Here is a 19,058-nt window from a genome sequence, read left to right as displayed (position 1 = left end):
GTGGCCGCCCCCGCCCGTTCGTCCCCGCCCCGCCCGTTCGTCCCCGCCCCGCCCCCGCCATGCACGACGCCCTCTCGAACACGATCAGCCGCCGCTCGGCGCTCCGCCGGCTCTCGCTCGTCCTGGGCGGGGTGGCCACCGCCCCGCTCGCGTCCGGGCTCCTCGGCGGGTGCCGCACGCCGGCCGCCGGCGAGGCCTACGCCTACCAGACGCTGGCCGAGCCGCAGCAGCGGACGCTCGCTGCGCTCGTCGACCAGATCCTCCCGGCCACCGACACGCCCGGGGCGGCCGACGTCGGCGTGCCGCAGTTCGTCGACCTCATGCTGACGGACTGGTACGCGCCGGACGAGCGCGACGGGTTCCTCGCCGGGCTCGCCGACGTCGACGGACGGGCCGAGGGCGGCTCGTTCGCGGCGCTCGACGGCGAGGCGCAGGCGCGGCTCGTGGCCCAGATGGACGCCGAGACCTACCCGCCCGCCCCGCCCGAGGAGCCCGTCGACGGCGACGTGGCCGGGGCCGCTCAGGAGGGGACGTACAACGCCGAGGAGGAGCGCGAGCGCGAGGTGGCCGGCATGCAGGGCGAGCTCGGCGAGGCGATGAACGACGAGGCGGGCGACCAGCGCGAGCTCCAGACCGGCGAGGGCCAGGCGCACGCCGGCGCCTCCGACGACGCCCCGCCCTTTTTCCGCCAGCTCAAGGAGCTCACGCTCGCCGGCTACTACACGTCCGAGGCCGGGGCGACGGAGGAGCTCCAGTGGCTCGCCGTCCCGGGCCGCTACGACGCCGACGTCCCGCTCTCCGACGTCGGCCGCGCCTGGGCCTGACGAGTTTGGGGTTGGAGGGTTCGGAGTTCAGGGTTTTGCCTCCCCGGACTCCGACCTCTGAACCCTGAACTCACCCACTCTGAACCACCCCGCCCCCATGCAGCACGACGCACACGGCGCCCACGGCGCCCCCTTTATCGAGAAGATCCGGACGGTCCAGGTGCAGTCCGGGGCCGAGCCCTACGACGCGATCGTGATCGGGTCCGGGATCTCGGGCGGCTGGGCCGCCAAGGAGCTGACCGAGAAGGGGCTCAAGACGCTGGTCCTCGAGCGCGGCCGGAACGTCGAGCACGGGGCCGGCTACGTCACCGAGCACCGGGCGCCGTGGGAGACCCCGTTCCGCGGGCGGGGCGACCGCCGCCACGCCGAGGACCGCCAGTTCCGCCAGATGAAGGCCGGCCCGTTCAACGAGAACACGGCCCACTGGTACGTCGACGACGTGGACCACCCGTACGAGACGGGCGCCGACGACGCCCCCGACGAGTTCCTCTGGGTGAGGGGCTACCACCTCGGCGGCCGGTCGGTCATGTGGGGCCGCCAGACGTACCGGCTCGCGCCCATAGACTTCACGGCCAACGAGCGCGAGGGGCGCGGCACGCGCTGGCCCATCACCTACGCCGACGTCGAGCCGTGGTACTCGTACGTCGAGCCGTTCGTGGGCATCACGGGCGAGCCGCGCGGGTTCCGCCAGCTCCCCGACTCGGAGTTCCTGCCGGCCATGCCCATGACGGCCGTCGAGACCCACGTGAAGGACTCGATCGCCCGCGACTTCGACGGCCGCGCCATGACGATCGGGCGGGCCGCCATCCTCACGCAGCCGCTGGGCGGCCGCGCGGCGTGCCACTACTGCGGGCCGTGCGACCGGGGCTGCTCGGCCGGCGCCTACTTCTGCTCGCTCTCGTCGACGCTCCCCGCCGCCCAGGCCACGGGCAACCTCACCGTCCGGCCCGACTCCATCGTCCACTCGCTGATCTACGACGAGGACACGGACCGCGTCCGCGGCGTGCGCGTCATCGACCGCGAGACGAAGGAGCCGCTGGAGTTCTACGCCAAGGTGGTGTTCCTGAACGCGAGCGCGCTGGGCTCGGCCCAGATCCTCATGCAGACGACGACGCCGCGCTTCCCGGACGGGCTGGGCAACCAGTCGGGCCTGCTCGGCAAGGGGATCATGGACCATCACTTCAAGTGCGGGGCGAACGGCGAGGTCCCGGGCTTCGAGGACCGCTACACGTTCGGGAGCCGGCCCAACGGCATCTACATCCCGCGCTTCCAGAACCTCCCCTGGGAGCCGTCCTCGGGCCGCGACTTCGTGCGCGGCTACGGCTACCAGGGCGGGTCGGGCCGGGCGGGGTGGGGCCGCGGGGCCGGCCAGCCCGGCGTGGGCGTCGCGCTCAAGGAGTCGCTCCAGGAGCCGGGCCAGTGGTCGTTCACGATGTACCCGTTCGGCGAGACGCTGGCCTACGACGACAACCGGATCGAGCTGACCGACGAGGTCGACGCCTGGGGCATCCCGGTCCCCCGCGTCGTCGGGTCGATCCGCGACAACGAGTACCGGATGCGCGAGGGGATGAAGAACGACGGGGCCGAGATGCTCGAGGCCGCCGGCGCCACGAACGTGCAGACGTTCGACCAGCCGTACCGGCTCGGCGAGGGCATCCACGAGATGGGGACGGCGCGGATGAGCGCGACGCCCGAGACCGGGTGCGTGGACGAGTTCAACCGGGTCCACGAAGTCCCCAACCTCTACGTCACCGACGGCGCCTTTATGACGTCGGCCGGGTGCCAGAACCCGTCGCTGACCTACATGGCCATGACGGCCCGCGCCGTCGACCACGCCGTCAACGCCGTCAACCGGGGAGACCTGCGTGTGTGACGAGTGACGGGCTACGGGTGATGGGCAAAGGCCTCCACCCCGCCCGCCCGCTCGTCTGGAGCGACCCCACCCCGCCCACAGGTCCTGCTCGTCACTCATTACCCGTCACACGTTACCCGCCATGAACCGTCGAGACTTTGCCCGCACCGCGGCGTTCGCCGCCGCCGCCCCGCTCGTCGTCCCGCGCCACGTGCTGGGCGGGGCGGGCCACGTCGCCCCGAGCGACGCCGTCGTGGTCGGCGTGATCGGGGCCGGCGGGATGGGCGCCTCGAACGCCGCCGCCCTCGCCGTCCGCGACGACGTCCGCATCGCGGCGCTCGCCGACGTGGACATGGGCCGCGTGGCCGAGGCCGTCGAGGGCCGGCTCGCGTCGGACGACCCGGGCGTGCAGCGGGCGGGGCGGGCGCTCCGCGACGCCTACGCCGGGGCCGCGACGTACGCCGACTTCCGCGAGATGCTGGAGCGAGAGAGCGGGCTGGACGCCGTCGTGGTCGCCACGCCGGACCACATGCACGCGCTCGCCGCGCTCGACGCGATGGGGCGGGGCCTCCACGTCTACTGCCAGAAGCCGCTGACGTACACGGTCGAGGAGAGCCGCCTCCTGCGTGACGCCGCCACGTCGAGCGGGGTGGTGACGCAGATGGGCAACCAGGGCCACTCGGGCGACGACGGCCGCCGCGTGGTCGAGGTCGTCCGCGCCGGCGTGCTGGGGCCGGTCCACGAGGTGCTCTCGTGGACGAACCGGCCGAACGGGTGGTGGCCGCAGGGCGTCCCGCTGCCCGCGCCGGCGCCCGCCCCGCCCGGCCTCCCGTGGGACCTGTACCTGGGGCCGAACGAGGAGCAGCCGTACCGGCCGGGCATCCACCCGTTCGGGTGGCGCGGGTTCGTGGGCTTCGGCGTGGGCTCGTTAGGCGACATGGGCGCGCACCTCGTCGACTTCCCCGTGTGGGCGCTCGATCTGGGCCGCCCCGCCCGCGTCGAGACGCGGCACACGCCGTGGGGCGGCGGCGCCGACGACAAGGGGACGTACCCGCTCGCCACGATCACCGACTGGACGTTCCCCGCGGCCGGCCCGCAGGCGGGCGCGGCGGACCCGGGCGGGGAGGTCCGCATGACGTGGTACGACGGCGGGCTCCTGCCGCCGACGCCCGAGAGCGCGCCCGAGGGGTTCACGGTCGACCCGAACGGCGGCGTGATCTTCGTGGGCGAACGCGGGCTGCTCGTCCACGAGACGTACGGGCGCAACCCGCGCTTCCTCCCCGCCCAGCGGGGCGGCGACACGGCGGCGCTGGAGGCGGCCGCGGCCGCCGTGCCGCAGATGCTCCCGCGCGTCGAGGGCGACATGGGCGGCCACGAGGCCAACTGGGTCCGCGCCATCCAGGGGACGGAGCCGATCTCGTGCCCGTTCGACTACGGCGCGCACCTCAACGAGATCATGCTCCTCGGCATCGCGGCCATGAACGCCGGCAAGCCCATCACGGTGGACCCGGGCGGGGCGGTCACGAACGTGCCCGACTCGGACGCGCTCCTCTCTCGCCGCTACCGGGCGGGGTGGGAGTTGGGCGGGTGATGAGTATCGGGTGATGGCTAAAGAGCAAGAGGCCTCCCCCGCCCCGCCCCGCGTCTCCGCCCCGCCCTTTGCTCGTCCCTTATAACCCGTTACCCGCCATGCATCGCCGCCGCTTTCTCCAGTCGTCCGCCGCCGCCGTGGGCGGGGTGGTCCTCGGGCCGACCGCGCTGCGCGCGGCGGAGGCCGCTCGCCGGGCCGGCGTGCCCGACGTGCTCGGGATCCAGCTGTACACGCTCCGCGACGTGCTCCCGGGCGACGTCAACGGAGTGCTCGAGATGCTGGGCCGGTACGGCTACGGCGAGGTCGAGACGGCCGGCTACGCCGACCGCGAGCCGGCCGTGTTCATGGCCGCGCTCGACGCGCACGGCCTCGCGGCGCCGAGCGCGCACCAGATGGTGGCCGAGGTGGTCGAGGGCGCGGAGAGCATGGCGGACGCCGGGCTGCCCACGTTCGACGCGGCCCTGGAGACCGTCGCGGCGGTCGGCCACGACTACCTCGTGATCCCGTGGCTCCCGCCCGACGCGCGGCCCGACCGCGACGGCTACCTCGCGCTCGCCGACCTCCTCAACGGCCTCGGCGAGCGGGCGCGGGGCGCCGGCGTGCAGCTGGGCTACCACAACCACGACTTCGAGTTCGACACGTTCGGCGGCGACCGCCCGGCCTACTTCGACTTTGTCGAGCGCCTCGACCCGGACCTCGTCGTCCTGGAGCTCGACCTGTACTGGGCGCACGTGGCCGGCTACGACCCGGTCGAGATCTTCGAGCGCTACCCTGGGCGGTTCCCGCTGTGGCACGTCAAGGACGGGGCCGGGTCGGACATGACGCAGACGGCCGTCGGCGCGGGAGTGATCGACTGGCCCCGGATCTTCGCCGCGAGCGGGGCGGCCGGGCTGCGGCACGCGTTCGTCGAGGCCGACACGCCGCCGGCCGGCTCGCTCGCCTTCGCCGAGGGGAGCATCGACTATCTCGCGTCGCTCCGGGACTAGCCGCCCCGCCCGCGAGCCCCCCGCCCCCCACCCCGCCCGAGCATGCGCCGCCGCGACTTTGTCCGCACCGCCGGGGCCGCGCTCCCGCTGGCGGCTCTCCCCGCTGGTTTGCAGCCCGCCCCGCCCGTGGCGGCCGAGCGGGAGGCGTCGTTCCGGCACTCGGTCTGCCAGTGGCCGTTCGGCATGTGGTCGCTGGACGAGCTGTGCGCCGTCGCGGCCGACCTGGGCATCGCGTCCGTCGAGCTCGTCCAGCCCTCTAGCGCGCCGACGCTCGCGCGCCACGGGCTCACGTGCGCCATGACGGCGCAGCCCGCCAGCGTGCCCGACCCGCTCCGCCAGGGCTGGAACCGGGCCGAGCACCACGAGTGGCTCGTGCCGGCCTACCGCGAGCAGCTCGAAGCGGCGGCGGGGGCGGGGTGGTCCCAGCTCATCTGCTTCTCGGGCAACCGCGACGGCCTGGACGACGCGGCCGGGCTGGAGACGATGGCGCAGGGGCTCGAGCAGATCCTCCCGCTCGCCGAGCGCCTGGGCGTCACCGTCTGCCTGGAGCTGTTCAACTCCAAGGTCGACCACCCGGACTACCAGGCCGACTCGACGGCGTGGGGCGTCGCGCTCGTGGAGCGGCTGGGGTCGCCGCGGTTCCGGCTGCTCTACGACATCTACCACATGCAGATCATGGAGGGCGACGTGATCCGCACGCTGACCGACCACCTCGACGCCATCGCCCACGTCCACACGGCCGGCGTACCGGGGCGGCACGAGATCGACGAGTCGCAGGAGCTGTTCTACCCGGCGATTGTGCGCGCGCTCGACGCGGCCGGCTACAGCGGCTACGTGGCCCAGGAGTTCCTCCCGACCGGCGATCCCCGCCCCGCCCTCGCCGACGCCGTCCGCCGATGCACCGTCTAGCCCTCGCCCTCGCTGTCCTCGCCGCCGGCTGCGCGACGACGGAGCCGGAGCCCGCGCCGGAGCCGACTGCGGAGCCGCGCGTGCTCGTGTTCACAAAGACGGCCGGTTACCGCCACGCCTCGATCCCCGACGGCGTCGCCGCGCTCCGCGCGCTGGGCGAGGCGCGCGGCTTCGAGGTCGACGCCACCGAGGACAGCCTCGCGTTCGCGCCCGAGCGGCTGGCGCCCTACGCCGCCGTCGTCTTCCTCAACACCACGGGCGACGTGCTGGGGCCGGGCGGGGAGGCCGCGCTCCGAGCGTACGTCGAGGGCGGCGGCGGCTGGGTCGGCGTGCACGCGGCAAGCGACACCGAGTACGCGTGGCCGTGGTACGGGCGCCTCGTCGGGGCCTACTTCGAGAGCCACCCCGCCGTCCAAGAGGCCGCGCTCGCGGTCGCCGACGCCGACCACCCCGCCACGCGCGCCCTCCCCGCCCGCTGGGTGCGGACCGACGAGTGGTACACCTTCCGCGCCCCGCCCGAGAACGTCCGCGTGCTCCTCCGCCTCGACGGGGCCAGCTACGAGGGCGGGGCGGCGGGCACTCCACCGGCGGCGTGGGCGCACGAGGTCAGGCAAGGCCGCTCGGCGTACACGGCGCTCGGGCACACGTCCGAGAGCTACGCCGAGCCGCTGTTCCTGGCGCACCTGGGCGGGGCGGTCTGCTGGGCCGCCCGCCTCGACTGCGCACGCTAGACCGCCCCACCCGGGCGGGGCGGCAAGCAACGTCCCACGCGCCGCCCTGCCGTCTGCATCTTGCCCCGCCCCGCCCCGCCCCCGACCGCTCTGGGCGGGGCGGACGCGCTGACCGACCGATCCACCGATTCACTGACCCACTGACCCCGTGTCTCGTTCTCGTCCCCTCCGCATCGGCATGGTCGGCGGCGGCCCCGGCGCCTTTATCGGCGACGTCCACCGCCGGGCGATCCGGCTCGACGGCCTCGCCACGCTCGTCGCCGGCGTGTTCTCCTCGGACCCTCAGAAGTCGAAGGCGCACGCGGCCGAGTTGGGCGTCGAGCGGGCGTATGGGTCGTACGAGGAGATGGCCGAGGCCGAGGCCGCCCGCGACGACGGCATCGACGTGGTCTCGATCGTGACGCCGAACTGGCTCCACGCGCCGGTCGCCCACGCCTTCATCGCGCGCGGCATCTCGGTGATCTGCGACAAGCCGATGACGACGACGCTGGCCGACGCCGAGGCGCTCGTCCGGGCCGTCCGAGAGGCGGGCGTCGTGTTCGCGCTCACGCACAACTACACGGGCTACCCGCTCGTGAAGCAGGCCCGCGCGCTCGTCGCCGACGGCGTGATCGGCGAGGTCCGCAAGGTGGTCGCCGAGTACAGCCAGGGCTGGCTGGCGACGGCCGTCGAGCGCGAGGGCTCGAAGCAGGCCGCGTGGCGGACGGACCCCGAGAAGGCCGGGGCCGGCGCGCTGGGCGACATCGGGAGCCATGCCGAGAACCTGGCCGCCTACGTGACGGGGCTCCGCCTCGACCGGCTCTGCGCCGACGTCCGCACGTTCGTGCCGGGCCGGGCCATCGACGACGACGCCAACGTGCTCCTGCGATACGAGGGCGGGGCGGCTCAGCAGGGCGGGGCGCAGACCGCCGGGGCGGGCGGCGTCCTCCACTGCTCGCAGATCGCGGCCGGCGTCGAGAACGACCTCCGCCTCCGCGTGTCCGGCACCGAGGGCACGCTGATCTGGCGCCAGGAGGAGCCCAACGCGCTCCGGCTGCTCCCCCGCGAGGGCCAGGAGCGCGTCTACCGCCGCGGCCACGACGACCTCGCCCCGGCGGCCCGCCACGCGACGCGGCTGCCTCCGGGCCACCCCGAGGCCTTTTTCGAGGCGTTCGCCAACGTCTACGCGGGCGCCCTCCGCACGATCGCCGCCCGCCGCGACGGCCGCGAGCCTGACCCGCTCGACCTCGACTTCCCGACGGTCGAGGACGGCGCGCGCGGCGTCCACTTTATCCAGACCGCGCTCGAGAGCGGCCGCCGCGAGGCTTGGGTCGACGCGAGCTACACGCCGCCCACCTAGCACCGCCCCGCCCGCCGCCCCGCCCGCAGACTGGGGCGGGGTGGCCGTCGGCCCCCGCCCCGCCCGTTTCCCACGCCCCGCCATGCCCCGCCCCGTCACCCTCTTTACCGGCCAGTGGGCCGACATGCCGATCGCCGAGCTCGCGCCGAAGGCGGCGTCGTGGGGCTACGACGGCCTCGAACTGGCGACCTGGGGCGACCACCTCGACGTGGGCCGCGTGCTCGACGAGGACGGCTACGCCGAGCGCCAGATGGCGCTCCTGGAGGAGAACGGGCTGGGCGTGTGGGCCATCTCGTGCCACCTCGTCGGGCAGGCCGTCGCGGACGCCATCATCGACGGGCGCCACAAGGCCATCGTGCCCGCCCACGTCTGGGGCGACGGCGACGCGGAGGGCGTCCGGCAGCGGGCGGCGGCCGAGGTGGTCCGCACGGCCGAGGCGGCGGCAAAGCTCGGGCTCGACGTCGTGACCGGCTTTACGGGCTCGCCCATCTGGCACCTGTTCTACTCGTGGCCCCCGAACCTCCCCGAGGACGTCGAGGCTGGCTTCCAGGAGACCGCCCGCCGGTGGACGCCCGTCCTCGACCGCTTCCAGGAGCTCGGCGTCCGGTTCGCGCTCGAAGTCCACCCGTCGGAGATCGCGTTCGACGGGCCGAGCTGGGAGCGCGCGCTCGACGCGATGGATGGGCACCCCGCCTTCGGGATCAACTTCGACCCCAGCCACTTCGGCTACCAGAACGCCGACTACGTCCGGTTCCTCCGCGACCACGCCGACCGCGTGTTCCACGTCCATATGAAGGACGTCTGGTGGAGCAGCGTGCGGACCGAGGCCGGCATCCTGGGCGGCCACACCGAGTTCGGCGACGCCCGCCGGAGCTGGGACTTCCGCAGCCTCGGGCGGGGCAAGATCGACTTCGAGGCCATCGTCCGCGAGCTGAACCGCGTGGGCTACGACGGCCCGCTCTCGGTCGAGTGGGAGGACGCGGGAATGGACCGTGAGCACGGCGCGGCCGAGGCCGCCGCGTTCGTCCGCCGTGTCGACTTCCCGCCGTCGGACGTCGTGTTCGACGCCCAGTTCGCGAAGGCCAGCGAGGCGGGCACCCCGTAGCCGCCGCGGGGTACACCCCGCCTCCTCCCCCACCCCGCTCACACCGACCATGTCCGACGCCGTCTCCCGCCGCCGCTTTCTCGCCGCCACCGCCGGCGCCTTCGCCCTCAGCCCGGTCCTCGCCGCCTGCGGCGGGGGCGACGAGGGCGGGGTGGTCGCCGCCAACTGCGAGGGCTACGGCGCCCTCACGGCGGCGGAGCTCCAGCAGCGCGCGGCGCTGAACTACGTCGACGTGACGCCGATCCCGGGCGAGATGTGCAGCAACTGCGCGTTCTACGAGGCCCCCGCGGGCGGGGCGGCGTGCGGCGGCTGCCAGCTGTTCGCCGGCCCGGTGGCGCCGGGCGGCTACTGCACCGGGTGGGCCGCCGCCACCGCCTGAGCCACCCCGCCCCGTGCTGCGCCTGCTCGGAGTCCACCACGTCGCCGTCATCGCGTCCGACTACGCCCGGTCGCGGCGGTTCTATACCGAGACGCTCGGGCTCCCCGTCCTCGCCGAGACGTACCGGGCCGCGCGCGGCTCGCACAAGCTGGACCTGGGGCTCCCCGACGGCACGCAGATCGAGCTGTTCACCTTCCCCGGCGCGCCACCCCGCCCGTCGCGGCCCGAAGCGCAGGGGCTGCGGCACCTCGCGTTCGCCGTCGACGACCTGGACGCGGCGGTCGCCCACCTGGAGGCGGACGGCGTCGAGGTCGAGGCCGTCCGCCGAGACGAGGGGACGGGCCGGCGGTTCACGTTTTTCGCCGACCCCGACGGGCTCCCGCTCGAGCTCTACGAGGTGCCGTAGCGCGCGGGATGGGCGGGGCGGCACCCGACCACCCCGCCCGCGCGCCCAGCGCCCGCCCCGCTCGTCCGCCCCGCTCGGGGCGGGGCGGCCTCAGCCGCCCTCGTGGGACCGCCGGTGGAGCTCGCGGACCTCGTCCTCGAACTCGGGCACCGGCCCCACGACCTCGACGTCGGGGGCCACGTCCCCGATCGGGAGCAGGCGCAGGGGCGGGGCGGGCGCCCCGAACGCCTCCAGCCACTCCGCGAGCTGCGCGGCCGAGGTCGCGTAGACGATCCGCCCCAGACCGACCCACGCGTGCGCAGCCGAGCACATCGGGCAGTGCTCGCCCGAGGTGTAGACGGTGGCCGCCGCCCGGTCGTCGGGGTCGACCTCGTCGGCGGCCCAGCGCGCGAGCGCGAACTCGGGGTGGCGCGTCGCGTCGCCCGAGTCCACGCGGTTGCGGGCCTCAGCGAGCACCTCGCCCGAGGCGCTGACGAGGACGGAGCCGAACGGCTCGTCGCCGTGGGCCAGGGCGTCGGCCGCCAGCTCCACGCAGCGGCGGAGGTGCGCGCGGTCGGCGTCGGTCAGCGCGGGCGGGGCGGGCATGGGAGTGGTGGGTTGGAGCGGGCGGGGCGGTCGGCGTCTTCTAGTCGCAGGCCACCACGCTTCGAGACGCGTCTCACGCCGCGTCTGCGTTGAACGCCTCGTAAGCGACGAAGTCGAAGAGGTTGACTGTGACGAGCTCGCGGACTGGGATCACGATCTCGAAGTCCTGATCTAGCAACCCGTACAGCGGAGACTCGACGTTCTCGGCTTGCTGCCGGACCTCCTCATAGAGCGTTGTGAACTCGACTTGCTGGTCGTCTTCGTCTCTGTAGCCGCTGGCAACGGGAAGAACCCGGAGGTAACGTCGCTCTACGTCTGGGGGCAGAGACCGTGTTACGAAACCGACGTACACCTTCCCGCTGCTCAGGGTCGCCATCACGAGCATCTTGTGTTCGAGCGAACGGAAGAGGAGGAGCTCTAACTCGTCGCCTGCCACATCGAGTGCGCGCCTAGCCCAGTACCGCTCGTTGTTCCAACCGTCGAACCGCAGCCCCACAACCTGGGGAACGCTGTTCAAGAGGAGCGGGGCAATAGCACCGAGCCCGAGCGCTGCCACGGCTTTGCCGGAGTGCACAAAGGGAACGGCACGGTGCCAGACGGTCGCGGCACTCCGCCCCGCTCCCGTCGCGTAGAGAGCAGCCACCAGCAGCGTCGCTACCGCGAGGAGGGCCGTAGCCGCCAAGGCAACCCACAGGACAAACCGATAGCCGTCTTGGCGAGCCAAGAAGAACCGCGTCCGGTTCCAGAACCGCAGAGACAAGTAGCCGCCGAGAGCTGGGAGCAGGAGAAGGTTAAATGGCACGGGCTACTGACCTCGATGCACCTATGGCCGTTCGTCTCCCTGCCGAAGCGTGGCCTCGTTCCCCACCCGCTGCCTTTCCTTCATGCGGTTTAGGACGCGCCGAGCCGCCTTCAACTGCCGTTTGACCTCCGGTTGCTCCCGGAGGTCCGCGTACTCCACGTAGGGGACGCCCTTGCGGTCAAACTTGACGTACGAAGGAGTATTCATGAGGGCGGGGGCAGAAGAGGCCAACGTACGACGCAAGAACGAAGCCTGTTCGGCTGTCGCCTGGTTCGAGGCGCCCGCCGTTCTTCCCGAGTGACTGGACCTGTCCCGCCCGGATGGCGCCTCTCATCCCGTCGGCACGTGGTCGGTGCGGACGGGGTCGGGCATCGGGGGCGGGGCGGTCGGCGTCTTCTCGACGATCTCGTAGAGGTCGGGCCGGCGGTCGGTCCAGGGGCGGACGGTCCCGACGAGCCGGTTCCGGCGCGTGAGCTCGAGGTCGACGTCGGCGATGACGAGGGCCTCGACGTTCGGCTCGCACTCGGCGGCCACGCCGTCGCGCGCGAACGGGAAGTCGGACGGCGTGAAGACGCCGCTCTGGGCGTAGTTCACGTCCATGTTGTCGACGTCGGGGATGAGGCCCGTCACGCCGGCCGTCACCACGTACATCTGGTTCTCGATGGCCCGGGCCTGCGCGCACAGCCGCACGCGGAGGTAGCCCTGGCGGTTGTCGGTGCAGAACGGGACGAACAGGATCTGAGCGCCCTTGGCCGCCGCGATCCGCGCGACTTCGGGGAACTCGACGTCGTAGCAGATCGAGATGGCCACGCGCCCGCGGTCGGTGTCGAACACGCGGACGCCCGACCCCGGCCGGACGCCCCACCAGCGGCGCTCGTTGGGCGTCACGTGGAGCTTCTCCTGCTTCTCGATGGACCCGTCGCGGCGGAACAGGTAGGCCACGTTGTAGACGCCGTCGTCCTCCTCGGCGTACGTGCTCCCGCCGATCACGTTGACGTTGTACTTCAGCGCGAGGTCGTGGAACAGGTCGAGGTAGTCCGGCGCGAGCGCGGCCAGCTGGCGGACGGCCGCGCCGCGCCGCGCGCGCGGGAGGTACGAGAGGAGCTGGAGCGTAAAGATCTCCGGGAAGAGGACGAAGTCGGCTCGGTAGCCGGCCGCGGCGTCGACGAAGAACTCGACCTGGCGCGCGAAGTCGTCGAACGACTCGATCGTGCGGACCGGGTACTGGACGGCGGCCACGCGGACCGGGAACGTGCTCCGCGTGCGCTCGGCGGGGTCGGGCGCGTAGTGGAGGTTGACCCACTCCATCATCACGCCGTAGCCCTCGGACTCGGCGTCGTCCGGGAGGTAACCTGGGACGACGCGCTTGATGGCGAAGCCGTTGGCGAGCTGGAACGTGAGGACGGGCTCGACGAGGTCGCGGGCCTGAACGCGCTCGACGTACTCCTGCGCCGTCATCTCGTCGGAGACGCGGTGGTAGCCGGGGAGCCGGCCGCCGATCACGATGCGCTTGAGGTTGAGGCGCCGGACGAGCGCCTTCCGCTCCTCGTAAAGCCGGCGCCCGATGCGCATCCCGCGGTACGTCGGGTCGACGACGACCTCGATGCCGTAGAGCGAGTCGCCGTCGGGGTCGTGGTTCTCGGCCAGGTCGTCACCGGCCACGTCGTCGTAAACGTGGCCCGCGCCGTACTCGTCGACGTCGACGACGAGGCTGAACGACGAGGCCACGAGCCGGCCGTCGACCTCGACGCCGAGCTGGCCCTCGGGGAACGCGGCGACGATCTCGGCAAGCTCCTCAGGCGTCCACGTGGTCATGCCGGGGAAGGCGACGTCGTGGAGGCGGACGATGGCCTCGTGGTCGGCCGGCGTGAGGGGGCGGACGCGGAGCGTCGTCTGGAAGTCGTCGAGGTCGATCTCGGGCACGGGCGAGCGCGGGGGCGGGGTGGGGAGCCCGTTGAACCGCCCCGCCCCGCCCGTGTGCCGCGGGCGGGGTGGAGCGCGGGAGGAGACGGAGGTCCGCCCCGCCCGTCGCGGCGCCACCCGCCCACCGGGCGGCAACGCCGCCCGCCGGTTGTGCTCGGGGCGGGGCGGCGGCAACGGGACCGCCCCGCCCGCTACGCGCCGACCGTTTCGAGCCAGGCGAGGTAGGCGGCCGCCGTCCCCTCGGGGTCCTCCAGCATGGGGACGTGGCCGAGGCCGGGCATGACGTGGGCGCGGGCGTTGGGCATGGCCGCGGCGATCGTGGCGGCCCCCGATGGGTGGAGCACGCGGTCCGCCCCGCCCCACGTCACGAGCGTGGGCACGTCGAGGCCGGCCAGGAGCTCCTCGGTCGTCGGGCCGTCGCGGAGCTCGTCGGCGAGCGCGTCGAACAGGCGGCGGTAGCGGTCGTAGTGGAGGGCGCCCTCGGCGGCGAGCACGCGGAGGGCGGGGCGGGGGAGGTCGGGCGGCTCGGACATGGTGAACGCGACGACGTCGGCGTACTCCTCGGGCGTCCGCGAAAAGAGCGGGGGCGGCTCGCCGGCCTCGGTCCGCTCGATCATCTCGCTGAGCGCCTCGCCGCGCGCGCCGGCCGGGTCGATGAGCCAGAGCGTCCGCACGGCGTCGGGGTGGGCCGCGGCGAGCTCGGCCGCCACGCGGCCGCCCATCGACGAGCCGGCCAGGTGGAACGGCCCCAGCTCCAGCGTCTCGGCCAGCTCGTAGACGGCCGCGGTCAGGCCCGCGAGCGACGTGTCGGCGTCGTGCTCGCTCTCGCCGTAGCCCGGGAGGTCGGGGACCACGATCCGGAACCGCCCGCCCAGCCGCTCGGCGAGCGGCGGCCAGTGGTCCTTCGACGCGCCGATGCCGTGGACGAGCACGAGCGGCGCGCCCGCCCCGCCCGAGTCCAGGTACACCACGTCGAGGCCGGACGGCAGCCGCGCCTCGCGGCGCGAGAGGCCGGCCCGGCGCCGAGCGAGCGCCCGCGCGCGGCGGACGGCGTAGGCGACGGGGTCAAGCTTTCGGAGCAGGTCGAGCATCGGGCGGGGTGGGAAGAAGAGGAGACGAGGCGGGGAGGAGCCGTCCGCCCCGCCCCCGGTGCGCGCGGGCGGGGTGGCGGGGCCTCGCGGGGCCGCCCCGCCCGCACGTCGCCCGCCCCGCCCTCAGAGGCGGACCTCCGCGCTGCGCTCGCTCTCCGGGACGGCCTTCGCGTCGTGGCGGTCGAGCCAACGCATGATGGGCTGGGCCGTCATGCCGTGGAGGACGATGGAGGCCAGGATCGTGAACGAGGCCGTCGCCCAGAGCACGTCGGCGCCCTCGAACGTGGCGTGCGTCTGGCCGTAGGCGAGGTAGTAGAGCGTGCCCATCCCGCGGACGCCGAGGAACGCGACCGCCCCCCGCCCCGCCCACGGGAGCGCCGACCGGAACATCCCGGCCATGCCCGCCAGCGGGCGGACGACGAGGAGCACGGCGAGCCCGAGGATCGCGGCCGGCCACGTGAGGGCGTCGAGCACGCCGCTGGCGAGGAGCCCCCCGAACCCGAGCAGCATCGCGATGAGCACCACGCGCTCGACCTGGTCCGCAAAGTGGTGCGAGGCCGCGTGGTACTCGCTGTCGGCCTCGCGCTGGCGGGCCGCGACGGCGCCCACGAACACGGCCAGGAATCCGTAGCCGGCGACGATCTCGGCGAGCCCGTAGGCCGCCAGGAGCGTCCCCATCACCACGAGCCCCTCGTTCGTGTCGTCGTCGGTGTCGTCGCCGGTCTCCTCCGACTGCTCGAACACGTACCACCCGCCGACCCGCCCGACGGCGAACCCGACGGCGACGCCGGCCGCGACCCGCCACAGGAGGTCGACGGCCGCCCACTCGGCCAGCCACGGGCCGAGCCCGGTCGCGCCGGCCGCCGCGATGGCGAGGTAGGTGAACGGGAAGGCGAGCCCGTCGTTGGCGCCGGCCTCGACGGTCAGGTCGAACCGGACGTCGTCGCGCTCGCTCTCGCCCGGCGGCCCGACCTGGACGTTCCGCGCCAGCACCGGGTCGGTCGGGCTGAGCGCGGCGCCGAGCAGGATGGCCGAGGCCGGGGCTAGCCCGAGCCCCCACCACCCCGCCACGGCCACGGCCGCGACCGACAGCGGCATCGTCACCGCGAGGAGCGGCCACACCTGCCCCCACGCCGGGACCGAGAACCGCCGGTCAATGGCGAGCCCGGCCCCCACGAGCGACACGATCACGATAAACTCCGTCAGCACCTCGGCCGCGAACGTGTGGGACTCGTTCCCGACCGGGTCGAGCACGGGGAGCCCGAGCGGGAGCGAGAACAGGATCCACCCGAGCGCGACGTACACCATCGGCAGCGAGATGGGGACCCGCCGCAGCGGCCGTTCGAGCGCGGCGGCCCCCCAGAGGCCGAGGCCGAGGGCCGTAATAGCGAGGATGCGGGGCGTCACGGGCGGGGTGGGTCTGGAAAGCGCCCCAGAGGCGAGGCAGCGGGCACAGACGCCGCGCCGTCGTCGGGGGTCCGCGGGCGGGGCGGCCCACCCCGCCCCGCCCATGTCGTTCGGCGCCCTCCGGCGGGGCGGCCGCGGTGTTCGTGAGGGCGGCCGAACGGGGATCCAGAAAAGCGCGTGCGCCTGTCCAGGGAGCAGAGGGCTCGCGGGGGAAACCCTGAATCAAGCGTTTGCGGTCGCGATACCTTTCCCTCATCTCTACTCTGTTTGCACGCATCCGCCCGCACGGGGCGACGGCTCCCTCCCTCCCCACGTTATGACTCCGTTTGCTTCTCCCCCAGCGGGCGCCCCTCGGCGCGCCCGCCGCCCCGCGCTCTCCCTCCTGACGAGCCTCGCTCTGGGCGGCGTGCTCGCGCTCGGTCCGGCGGCCCACGCTGAGGACGCCCGCCCCGCCCAGGCGTCGATCGTCGTCACCACGGGCGAGGACGAGGACAACGCCGACGGCGACTGCTCACTCCGCGAGGCGGTCCGCGCGGCCAACACGAACGCGGCCGTCGATGGCTGCGCGGCCGGCTCCGCCGACGGCGACCGGATCACGTTCTCCGAGGGTTACGAGATCGGGCTCCAGCTCGGCCAGATCGAGATCACCGACGACGTCGAGATCGACGCCTCGGGCGTCGGCCAGGTCACGGTCGACGCGAACCGCTCCAGCCGGATCTTCCGCGTCGACGCCACGGGCGTGGCGTTCACGGACCTCGTGCTCCGGAACGGGAGCGCAGACGAGGGCGGGGCGGTCCGTCTCGAAGCCGGGAGCGAGGCCACGTTCACGAACGGCGGCGTCTTCGGCAGCGTGGCCGACACGAACGGCGGTGGCATCTACGTCGCCGAGAACGCGTCGCTCACGATCACGTCGTCCGACGACCGCGAGGCGCGGCTCAGCGGGAACACGGCCTTCGGCGGCGACGCCGGAATGGGCGGCGGCGGCGTCTGGAGCGCCGGCTCGACCACGATCTCGGACGGCGTCGTCATCGAGGGGAACGGGGCCGTCGGGTCCTCGGGCTCCGGCGGCGGCGTGCTCAACAGCGGCGGCACGCTCACGGTCACCCGGGCGACGATCACGAACAACCGGGCCAACCGGGCCGGCGGCGGCATCGAGGACTTCGGCGACGACGACGGCGACACCGACGTCACGCTCACCGAGACGACGCTGGCCGGCAACCGGATCGTGGACGCCAACCCCGGCAACGGCGGCGGCCTCCACTCGGGCGGCGGCGACGTGGTCGTCTCGAGCTCGGTGGTCACGGGCAACGCGGCCGTCGAGGGCGGCGGCCTGTGGACGAGCGGCACGCTCTCGCTCAGCGAGACCCGGGTGGCCGGCAACACGGGCTACGGCGACGCGGCCGACAACGGCGGCGGCGGCGTCTACAACGAGGGCGGCACGGTCGACGCCTCGGACTCCGTCATCGAGGGGAACCGGGCGGTCGGCGAGTCCGGCTCCGGCGGCGGCCTCTTGAGCACGGGCGGGGCGGTCACGGTCGAGGGCGGTTTTGTCCGGGGCAACCAAGCCAACCGGGCCGGCGGCGGCATCGAGCTCGCCGGCGGGACGCTCTCGCTCTCGACGGTCTCGGTCCGCGACAACCGGATCGAGGACGCCAACCCCGGCAACGGCGGCGGCCTCCACGTGGGCGGGTCGGGCTCGGCGACGGTCTCGCGGAGCACGTTCGCAGGCAACGAGGCCGTCCAGGGCGGCGGGCTGTGGATCAGCGGCCCCGGCGCGCTCGACCTCGACAACTCGACGGTCAGCGGGAACCGGGCGCAGGCGCTCGGCGGCGGCGTCTACGACGACAGCGGCGCCGACATCATGCTCCGCAGCGTGACCGTGGCCAACAACTCGGCCGGCACCGACGGCGGCGGCCTCGCCCAGGGCTCGGTCGCCGACCTCCGCACGTTCTCGCTCCAGAACACGCTGGTCGGCAACAACTCGGCCGACGGGCAGGGCGACGACTGCTTCGGGACCTTCCAGTGGAACGGGTTCAACCTGATCGAAGACACGAGCGGCTGCACGCTCATGGGCGACACAGAGACGAACGTGGCGGGCGAAGACCCGCGGCTCGGCCCGCTCGCCGACAACGGCGGCCCGACCCAGACGCACGCGCTCCTGGAGGACAGCCCGGCCCTCGGCGCCGGCCAGTCAACGTTCGACGTGGACCAGCGGGGCGAGCCCCGCGACAACGACGACGACATCGGCGCGTTCGAGTCGGGCGACGACGGGAATGGCGGCGGCGGCGACATGGTCGCGTGCACGACCGACGCCCCGCTGTCCTTCGACGTCGACGGCGACGGCTCAGGCGTCATGGCCGACGACTTCGACGCGGACGGCGACGACCCCGCGTTCGGCGAGTTCGCCGGCGTCCGCAACGAGGCGGGCGAGGACTCGGTCGACCTCTCGACGTGCTCGTTCGTGACGTTCAACCCGTTCTCCGAGACCGTGATCTACTCGGCCGTCACGGACGGCTCAGTCGACGCCGGCGAGGTGTACACGCTCGCGACGATGGGCGGCGACCAGTCGCTCCCGTCCGACGTGCTCTTCGACGGCCCGGGCGCCTTCGCGCTCGTAACGGGCACGGCCTCGGACGGCGACCCGCTCCGCTCCGTGCTCGACCGCGTGGTCGCCGCCGTCGTCTACGGCCGCGACGGCGAGGTGGTCGGCTCGGTCGGGGGCGGCTCGACGGAGGCCGAGATGCAGGCGTTCCTGAGCGCGTTCGGCGGCCAGGCCACGTCGGCCGAGGGGACGGGCGAGGTCGACCTGTCGGTGGTCGCGTGGCCGAACCCGACGGCGGGCCAGGCGACCGTCGCCTTTGGGCTCGCCGAGGGCGGGGCGGCGCGCGTGGCCGTCTACGACGCGCTCGGCCGCGAGGTCGTGGTCGCCGCCGACCGCTCGTTCGCCCAGGGTCGCCACGAGGTGCCCCTGGGGGCCTCGCTCCCGGCCGGCGTCTACATCGTCCGCGTCGCGACAGAGGGCGGGGTTCAGACGGCCCGGCTGACCGTCGCCCGCTAGCGCGACCGGACCACCCCGCCCCGCGTCCGTGGCGGGGTGGCAGTCCTTCAGAAACGACGCGACACTCTCG

At 73.7% G+C, this 19,058-nt stretch carries 16 protein-coding genes; 11 read left to right on the top strand and 5 right to left on the bottom strand.

Annotated elements, in window-relative coordinates; all coding sequences use genetic code 11:
- Positions 1-59 precede the first annotated feature (59 nt).
- The 10 genes from RQM47_RS03855 to RQM47_RS03810 all read left to right on the top strand — a co-directional run bounded on the left by RQM47_RS03855 (position 60) and on the right by RQM47_RS03810 (position 10,122).
- Positions 60-824, top strand: coding sequence for a gluconate 2-dehydrogenase subunit 3 family protein (locus RQM47_RS03855; protein WP_314007445.1), 765 nt, complete (start codon positions 60-62; stop codon positions 822-824).
- 97 nt (positions 825-921) lie between these two features.
- Positions 922-2,697 (top strand): GMC family oxidoreductase, encoded by a 1,776-nt coding sequence (locus RQM47_RS03850; RefSeq protein WP_314007442.1) that lies wholly within the window; start codon positions 922-924, stop codon positions 2,695-2,697.
- Between the two features lie 121 nt (positions 2,698-2,818).
- Positions 2,819-4,267, top strand: coding sequence for a Gfo/Idh/MocA family oxidoreductase (locus RQM47_RS03845; RefSeq protein WP_314007440.1), 1,449 nt, complete (start codon positions 2,819-2,821; stop codon positions 4,265-4,267).
- A gap of 98 nt (positions 4,268-4,365) precedes the next feature.
- Positions 4,366-5,253, top strand: coding sequence for a sugar phosphate isomerase/epimerase (locus RQM47_RS03840; protein WP_314007439.1), 888 nt, complete (start codon positions 4,366-4,368; stop codon positions 5,251-5,253).
- 42 nt (positions 5,254-5,295) lie between these two features.
- The gene (locus RQM47_RS03835; RefSeq protein WP_314007437.1) at positions 5,296-6,162 is read left to right on the top strand and encodes a hydroxypyruvate isomerase family protein; all 867 of its coding nucleotides are present in this window, start codon (positions 5,296-5,298) and stop codon (positions 6,160-6,162) included.
- Positions 6,150-6,893, top strand: coding sequence for a ThuA domain-containing protein (locus tag RQM47_RS03830; protein ID WP_314007435.1), 744 nt, complete (start codon positions 6,150-6,152; stop codon positions 6,891-6,893). The genes RQM47_RS03835 and RQM47_RS03830 overlap by 13 nt, the downstream gene beginning before the upstream one ends.
- A 148-nt stretch (positions 6,894-7,041) precedes the next feature.
- Positions 7,042-8,232, top strand: coding sequence for a Gfo/Idh/MocA family oxidoreductase (locus tag RQM47_RS03825; protein WP_314007432.1), 1,191 nt, complete (start codon positions 7,042-7,044; stop codon positions 8,230-8,232).
- Between the two features lie 82 nt (positions 8,233-8,314).
- Positions 8,315-9,337 carry a sugar phosphate isomerase/epimerase family protein gene (locus tag RQM47_RS03820; protein WP_314007429.1) on the top strand — a complete coding sequence of 341 codons (1,023 nt, stop codon included), beginning with the start codon at positions 8,315-8,317 and terminating at the stop codon, positions 9,335-9,337.
- Positions 9,338-9,386: 49 nt separating this feature from the next.
- Positions 9,387-9,716 (top strand): high-potential iron-sulfur protein, encoded by a 330-nt coding sequence (locus RQM47_RS03815; protein ID WP_314007428.1) that lies wholly within the window; start codon positions 9,387-9,389, stop codon positions 9,714-9,716.
- A 16-nt stretch (positions 9,717-9,732) separates the two neighbouring features.
- Positions 9,733-10,122, top strand: a complete 390-nt coding sequence (locus RQM47_RS03810; protein WP_311661230.1) for a VOC family protein — start codon at positions 9,733-9,735, stop codon at positions 10,120-10,122.
- A 90-nt stretch (positions 10,123-10,212) separates the two neighbouring features.
- Here RQM47_RS03810 and RQM47_RS03805 read toward each other — a convergent pair whose 3' ends face one another.
- From RQM47_RS03805 to RQM47_RS03785, 5 genes are all read right to left on the bottom strand, one after another.
- Entirely contained in the window at positions 10,213-10,707 is a 495-nt protein-coding gene (locus RQM47_RS03805; protein WP_314007423.1) for a nucleoside deaminase, read from the bottom strand.
- 73 nt (positions 10,708-10,780) lie between these two features.
- Positions 10,781-11,509, bottom strand: coding sequence for a hypothetical protein (locus RQM47_RS03800; protein ID WP_314007422.1), 729 nt, complete (start codon positions 11,507-11,509; stop codon positions 10,781-10,783).
- A 330-nt stretch (positions 11,510-11,839) separates the two neighbouring features.
- On the bottom strand, positions 11,840-13,432 hold the full coding sequence (locus RQM47_RS03795; protein ID WP_314007420.1) for a GNAT family N-acetyltransferase: 1,593 nt from the start codon (positions 13,430-13,432) through the stop codon (positions 11,840-11,842).
- 191 nt (positions 13,433-13,623) lie between these two features.
- A complete protein-coding gene (locus tag RQM47_RS03790; protein ID WP_314007416.1) occupies positions 13,624-14,523 on the bottom strand; it encodes an alpha/beta fold hydrolase in 900 nt (299 codons plus the stop codon).
- Between the two features lie 123 nt (positions 14,524-14,646).
- A complete protein-coding gene (locus tag RQM47_RS03785) occupies positions 14,647-15,930 on the bottom strand; it encodes a cation:proton antiporter (RefSeq protein WP_314007413.1) in 1,284 nt (427 codons plus the stop codon).
- Between the two features lie 316 nt (positions 15,931-16,246).
- On the opposite strand from RQM47_RS03785, the gene RQM47_RS03780 reads away from it, so the two are divergent.
- The gene (locus RQM47_RS03780) at positions 16,247-18,988 is read left to right on the top strand and encodes a choice-of-anchor Q domain-containing protein (protein ID WP_311661225.1); all 2,742 of its coding nucleotides are present in this window, start codon (positions 16,247-16,249) and stop codon (positions 18,986-18,988) included.
- Positions 18,989-19,058: the final 70 nt, after the last annotated feature.

It is taken from the genome of Rubrivirga sp. S365, assembly GCF_032248475.1.
GTDB classification, from domain to species: Bacteria; Bacteroidota; Rhodothermia; order Rhodothermales; family Rubricoccaceae; genus Rubrivirga; species Rubrivirga litoralis.
This window is presented reverse-complemented; position numbering and strand designations above follow the sequence as displayed.